This is a genomic window from Rhizobium sp. PDO1-076 (genome assembly GCF_000247475.1).
GTDB lineage: Bacteria > Pseudomonadota > Alphaproteobacteria > Rhizobiales > Rhizobiaceae > Allorhizobium.
In genome coordinates this window covers 1-5,713 of the sequence record NZ_AHZC01000119.1, presented here as the reverse complement: position 1 = coordinate 5,713, position 5,713 = coordinate 1, and the positions used below count along the sequence as shown (strand labels likewise).

General features: G+C 62.2%; 7 protein-coding genes and 1 pseudogene. 6 read left to right on the top strand and 2 right to left on the bottom strand.

Annotated elements, in window-relative coordinates; genetic code table 11:
• Both PDO_RS09050 and PDO_RS09045 read right to left on the bottom strand, forming a co-directional pair.
• A pseudogene (locus PDO_RS09050) lies at positions 1-185 on the bottom strand (transglutaminase-like cysteine peptidase); the annotation flags it as partial.
• A 149-nt stretch (positions 186-334) separates the two neighbouring features.
• On the bottom strand, positions 335-1,132 hold the full coding sequence (locus tag PDO_RS09045) for an alpha/beta hydrolase (protein WP_007600655.1): 798 nt from the start codon (positions 1,130-1,132) through the stop codon (positions 335-337).
• 191 nt (positions 1,133-1,323) lie between these two features.
• On the opposite strand from PDO_RS09045, the gene infC reads away from it, so the two are divergent.
• The 6 genes from infC to rpmI form a co-directional block, all read left to right on the top strand.
• Positions 1,324-1,860 (top strand): translation initiation factor IF-3, encoded by a 537-nt coding sequence (gene infC / locus PDO_RS09040; RefSeq protein WP_081593159.1) that lies wholly within the window; start codon positions 1,324-1,326, stop codon positions 1,858-1,860.
• A gap of 245 nt (positions 1,861-2,105) precedes the next feature.
• The gene (locus tag PDO_RS09030) at positions 2,106-2,684 is read left to right on the top strand and encodes a hypothetical protein (RefSeq protein WP_007600652.1); all 579 of its coding nucleotides are present in this window, start codon (positions 2,106-2,108) and stop codon (positions 2,682-2,684) included.
• A gap of 214 nt (positions 2,685-2,898) precedes the next feature.
• On the top strand, positions 2,899-3,411 hold the full coding sequence (locus PDO_RS09025; RefSeq protein WP_007600650.1) for a PepSY domain-containing protein: 513 nt from the start codon (positions 2,899-2,901) through the stop codon (positions 3,409-3,411).
• Positions 3,412-3,414: 3 nt separating this feature from the next.
• A complete protein-coding gene (locus PDO_RS09020; protein WP_007600649.1) occupies positions 3,415-4,080 on the top strand; it encodes a response regulator transcription factor in 666 nt (221 codons plus the stop codon).
• Positions 4,077-5,405, top strand: a complete 1,329-nt coding sequence (locus PDO_RS09015; RefSeq protein ID WP_007600647.1) for a sensor histidine kinase — start codon at positions 4,077-4,079, stop codon at positions 5,403-5,405. The genes PDO_RS09020 and PDO_RS09015 overlap by 4 nt, the downstream gene beginning before the upstream one ends.
• 161 nt (positions 5,406-5,566) lie before the next feature.
• The coding region (rpmI, locus tag PDO_RS09010; protein ID WP_007600645.1) for a 50S ribosomal protein L35 at positions 5,567-5,713 on the top strand (147 nt) is incomplete at its 3' end.

Below are 5,713 nucleotides of genomic sequence, written 5' to 3'. Positions count from 1 at the left end.
GGTTGGCGGCACGGCACATTCGCGGGATTGGCCTTGCAGAATTCGTAGTGACCGATCGGCTGCGAAGTCACGCTGCCGGTGATCATCGAGACCAGGGGCTTCGGCGCGCCATAGCCGAAATCAGCCGGTGCCATAACCGCCACCGCGATGAGCAGCGCCTTGATGGCGCGCGAACCGTTCATCATGAAACTGTCCCCTGTATCGTTAACGAAAAGTTAAGATTGTCAGGGGGTATGAGTCAATCGCGCCGGGGGGCAACCCGACGCAATTCCGCGAGTATGGTTAAAATGCGACACATCTAACCAGGGCCGAACGCAAAGGTTCCCGAGAGACCTCAGATCATTGCGGCGATCGCCACTTTCATCCGCGAAATATCCTCCGGCCGCGACAGGCGGTGGTCGCCATCGCGAACCAGGGTCAGGACGACATCGTCCGCTGGCAGGAATTCCATCAGCTTCAGGGCATGCTTGTACGGCACGTCCGGATCCTTCATGCCCTGCAGGATATGCACCGGGCAGCCGGTCTGGATCATCCCGGTCAGGACGCGGTTTTGCCGACCGTCCTCGATCAGGGCGCGGGTAAAGATGTTCGGCTCCGGACTGTATTCAGAAGGTTCCTCGAAATAGCCGCGTTCGGCCAGCGACTGCTTTTCCGCCTCCGACAGATGCGGCTCGATCAGCTCGACGGTGAAATCTGGGGCCGGCGCGATCAGCACCAGGCCGCAGATGTCGAAGGCAAGGCCGAGACGGCGGGCTTCCTGGATGACTCTGAGCGCAATCCAGCCGCCCATCGATGAGCCGACCAGAATGACGCGCCTGGCGTCGGAGGCGGAAATCACCGCCAGCGCCTCTTCCGTCCAGCGCGAGATCGTGCCCAGGCGAAATTCGCCACCGGACACGCCATGGCCGGAATAGTCGAAGCGGATTGCCTGCAATCCATGTTCGGCGGCGAGCAGGTCCATCTCGACCGCCTTGGTGCCGGACATGTCGGAACGATAGCCGCCAAGCCAGACCAGTGCGGCCCTTTCGTCAGCGCTGGTGGCCGGCCGCGTGATGGTCGCGATCTCGCGTTCATCGCCGAGCGGACCCACAGAGATGGCTTTTTCGACGAGGGTATTGGAGATTTCGGGCATTCAGCGGCTCCTTTTTTGCTGATTTGCTGTAAAACACATTCAGGAAGTGACGGACAACAGGTGATTTTCTGTCCGGACCATGGTATTGACACTGCCGCTGTATTCGCCACATAGGCCTTCGGCGCGCATCGCGTCGCCAGACTTTGTCTAGACTTTGCAGTGCATGGAAATAATTCAAGGAGAATACGACCATCCGCAGACCGTTCAAAACCGATGCCCCCGTAAAGGATGGGCCGCGCTCCAATCGAGAAATTCGCGTTCCGAAAGTCCAGCTGATTGATGACGAGGGACAGAACCTCGGCGTCGTGGCGACGGATCAAGCGCTTCGAATGGCGGAAGAGGCCGGACTGGATCTGGTCGAGATTTCCCCGAATGCGGAGCCTCCGGTCTGCAAGATCCTCGATCTCGGCAAGCTGAAATATGCCAACCAGAAGAAGGCAGCTGAAGCGCGCAAGAAGCAGAAGATCGTTGAGGTCAAGGAAATCAAGATGCGCCCCAACATCGACACCCATGACTATGAGGTGAAGATGAAGGCGATGAACCGATTCTTTGAAGAGGGCGACAAGGTCAAGGTGACCCTGAAGTTCCGCGGCCGCGAAATGGCCCACCAGGAACTCGGCATGAAGCTTCTGCTTCAGGTCAAGGAAGACACCGTGGCAATCGCCAAGGTCGAAGCCGAGCCGAAGCTCGAAGGCCGCCAGATGATGATGGTTCTGGCCCCGAAGTGATTGCCTGAACATTGCCTGACAAGGCAGCCGAACAAGAACGCCGAAATCAGCCGCCCGCAAGGCGGCTTTTTTCATGCCCGCCTTTCGGTCGTCTTTTCGAAAGCCCTTGAGGCGGCTTTGTCCGCAGGCAATCGCCGCCTGTGCTTTCCTGACAGCTTGCTGACAAGCCGCGCGGGCATCCTGTCAGCCGCCGTGCTGCATAGTGTGATCATCCAAACGATGGATCTGCAACACGGAGAAACACAATGACCTGTCTTTTGCGTAGAGCCCTGCTGGTCTCCAGCACCGCCGCCGTCGCCCTGACGCTGCTTCCTGCCCTCGGCGCCACGCTGCCGTCGCCCTTTGCCTCGATGATCATTTCGGTCGCCGAAGCCCGCGGCGGTGACGATGATGGTTCCGATGACAATAGTTCCGATGACAATGGGGGGGATCGCTCGGACGACAGCGGCCGGCACGGTTCCGATGACAGCGGGCGCGACGACAGCGACGACCGCGACAGCGATGATGACAACAGTGGCCGTCGCGGAGGCGATGACGACAGCCGTGACGACGATCATGGTCGCCACCACAGCAGCGACGATGACGATGACAGCGACGATGACGATAGCACCGCCGACCGCGGCCGTGGTCGAGGCCGCGACGATGTGCGCCTCGTCGTCAACGATACCCAGCTCAATGGCCTTCGCAACGGCACGATGATGGCCGTTGACCAGAACGGCAACCGCCTGCGCTACGAGGTCGAGCTTGAGCATGGCCAAACCGAGATCAAACTTCGCGCCCCCAAAGGCACGCTCACCAAGGTGACGGTCATCCCCGCCAGCTGACCGGCATCGAAACGCGCGAAGCCCATCCGCCCGGGCAACCCCTTTCGCCGTTTCGCCCCGCCCGGCGCCCCCGGGCGGGGAACCCGTTTTTGCCGGTGGCAAGGCCGGTCAACACGCGCTACGTTCAAGCCGTTGCAGCACTGCATCCAGATCAGTCTGCACTCATGCCAGCGCCAAAAGAGCCCAAAAAAGCAAGGAAAATTCCCGAAAGCCCATGGATCGTCGCACATTTCTTAACCTGCTGCTGAGCCTGCCCACGGCTCTCACCGTGTTGGCACGGACCGAACCCGCCTGGGCTGATGACGACAGCGACAGCGATAGCGACAGTGACAATGACAGCGACAGCAGCGGACGTGGCTCAGGCGGCAGCGACGATTCCGGTGATGACTCCGACAATTCGGGCCATGGCAACAGCGATGACAGGGACGATGACGGCAATGAGGATGACGACGACAATACGGGCAGCGGCAGTGGCTCGAAAGGTCGCGATCGTGACGCCGATCATGTTCGGGCGCGCGACGCTGTCCGGCAGGGACGTATCCTGTCGCTGCGCCAGATCCTCGACAAGGTCGACGAGATGAAGGCGGGGCGTGTGATTTCGGTCGATCTCAACCTCGAGGCTCGCACGCCGTATTACGCCCTGAAGGTCGAAAGCGCCAAGGGCAGCGTGCGCAGCCTGAGGCTGAATGCCGAGACCGGCCGCAAGCTCTCGGCATTTGGGTGGTGATGCATGCGTCTCCTGCTCGCCGAAGATGACCTGGGCATTGCCGAATACACACGCACCAAGCTGGAGGCCGAAGGCTTCGTTGTCGAACACATGACCAGCGGCCCCGAGGTCTGGGCGGAAGGCGAGACGGGCGACTACGCCGCCATCATCCTCGATCTCGGCCTGCCCGGCATGGATGGCCTTTCCATTCTCAAGCGCTGGCGGGCCGCCGGTCTCGACACGCCGATCCTGGTGCTGACGGCGCGCGGCTCATGGATGGAGCGCGTCGACGGTTTTGACGCCGGGGCCGACGACTATCTCCCCAAGCCGTTTCGCAGCGAGGAACTGGTCGCACGGCTGCGCGCCCTCTTGCGCCGCGCCGGCGGTCGGCCGAAGTCCGTCGTGACGGCCGGCCGTTTTGTGCTCGACGATCTGGCCCGGCGGGTGACCTATGACGGACAGGCGCTGGAATTGACGCCGCTCGAATTTCGCCTTCTGGCCCTGATGATCGCCGAACCCGGCCGGGTCTTCGATCCGCTGCAGATTGCCCGCCATGTTCAGGGCCGTGACGATGACCAGGCCAAGAATGCCGTCGAGGCCATGATCGGTCGCATCCGCCGCAAGACCGATGCCGATGCGATCGAGACGCGCCGCGGCTTTGGCTACGTCCTGCTGGATGGCAAGCCATGATGCAGTCGCTGCGGCTTCGTCTCGTCATCGGAGCCATGGTGGCCGTGGTGCTCATCCTGTTGCTGGTCGGCTTCGGCCTGAGCCGCATCTTCTCCGACTATGTCGCCGAACGCTACCGCACCGACATGTCCGCGGTCATCGACCAGCTTGCGGCGGGCCTCGAGCTGAAAGACGGCAAGGCGCTGCTGGATCGCAAGCCGGCCGATCCGCGTTTCGACCTGCCGGGCAGTGGACTGTATTGGCAGATCGTCTCGGAACGCGGCGAGGTCTTCCGCTCGCGCTCGCTCTGGGACCTGGAAATACCGGTCGCAGCACTTGTTCCCGGTGATTATGGCTTCAGCGCCACGGAGGGGCCGGACGGCGCCCAACTCTTCGTCCACAGCCGCCGCATTCTCGTGGAGGAACCGGACGGCTCGCGCAATTTCACCCTGCTGGCCGCCTTCGACCGCTCGGTGATGGACGATGCTCTGCTCGACTATCACAGTGCCATCGGCTTCATGCTGGCGCTGACGGCGGCGGTGCTGGTCGCGGCCGCCTTCCTGCAAATCGGCATTGGCCTTGCGCCGCTCGCCAGCCTTCAGTCAGATGTCGCGCTGGTGCGCTCCGGCTTGAGCCGGGCGGTGAAGGAAGGCGGGCCGCGGGAGCTTCGGCCTCTTGTCGGGGAACTCAATCATCTGCTGCGCGAGCGTGAAACGGCGATCGAGCGGGCACGCGCAAGGGCGAGCGACCTTGCCCATGGCCTGAAGACGCCGCTCACCGTGCTTCTGCAACTGGCCGACAACCTGCCGCTCGCCCAGCGTGATCTCGCCCGCCAGCAGATCGACCTGATCCGCCAGCGCGCCGACCGGCAATTGCAGTCGGCGCGGCTCGGCGTCGAGCAGATGGCGGTCACCGAACTGGCAGCGCTGGTCGGCAAGCTGGTTTCGGTGCTGAAACCGGTGACGGAGCATCGCGGGGTCGCCTGGCGGGTCGAGATCGATGAGGCCCTGACCGTCGACATGGATGCGGCCGATCTGGCCGAGGCGCTCGGCAATGTGCTGGACAATGCCACCCGGTTTGCCGCAACGGCCATCCATGTGAGTGGCCGCATCGAAGGCGAACGCTTGCTGATCGATGTCGAGGATGACGGCGAGGGTGTCGCCGAGGAGGCGTTGTCGGGCATTGCCGGGCGTGGCGTGCATCTCGACGACAAGGATCCGGGCTCCGGCCTTGGCCTGGCGATTTCGCAGGATGTGCTGACGGCCTATGGTGGATCCATGCGCTTCAGCCGTTCATCGATGGGGGGGCTGAAGGTCTCGCTCGCCGTCCCGCGCAACGGTGGATGATACGGCTTTTGAAGATTCCTGCCTGCCCCCGTTGCGCTTTTTCGGTCCTGCGGTTATAAGCCCCCGTCCGAACGGTCCGGCAGGGCATGCCGTGGCCGTTCTTTATGCTTGAAAACAGGCTTCGTCTGCCTGTTTCGATACAAGAACAATGGAGTAGCAAAATGCCCAAGATGAAGACGAAGTCCTCCGCCAAAAAGCGGTTCAAGATCACGGCAACCGGCAAGGTCCGTGCAGCAGCTGCTGGCAAGCGCCACGGCATGATCAAGCGGTCCAACAAGTTCATTCGTGACGCACGCGGCACGATGGTT

Coding starts and splice junctions, on each gene's coding strand:
- PDO_RS09045 (WP_007600655.1), bottom strand. CDS start 1,132: ATGCCCGAAATCTCCAATACCCTCGTCGAAAAAGCCATCTCTGTGGGT.
- PDO_RS09020 (WP_007600649.1), top strand. CDS start 3,415: ATGCGTCTCCTGCTCGCCGAAGATGACCTGGGCATTGCCGAATACACA.
- PDO_RS09015 (WP_007600647.1), top strand. CDS start 4,077: ATGATGCAGTCGCTGCGGCTTCGTCTCGTCATCGGAGCCATGGTGGCC.
- PDO_RS09030 (WP_007600652.1), top strand. CDS start 2,106: ATGACCTGTCTTTTGCGTAGAGCCCTGCTGGTCTCCAGCACCGCCGCC.
- PDO_RS09025 (WP_007600650.1), top strand. CDS start 2,899: ATGGATCGTCGCACATTTCTTAACCTGCTGCTGAGCCTGCCCACGGCT.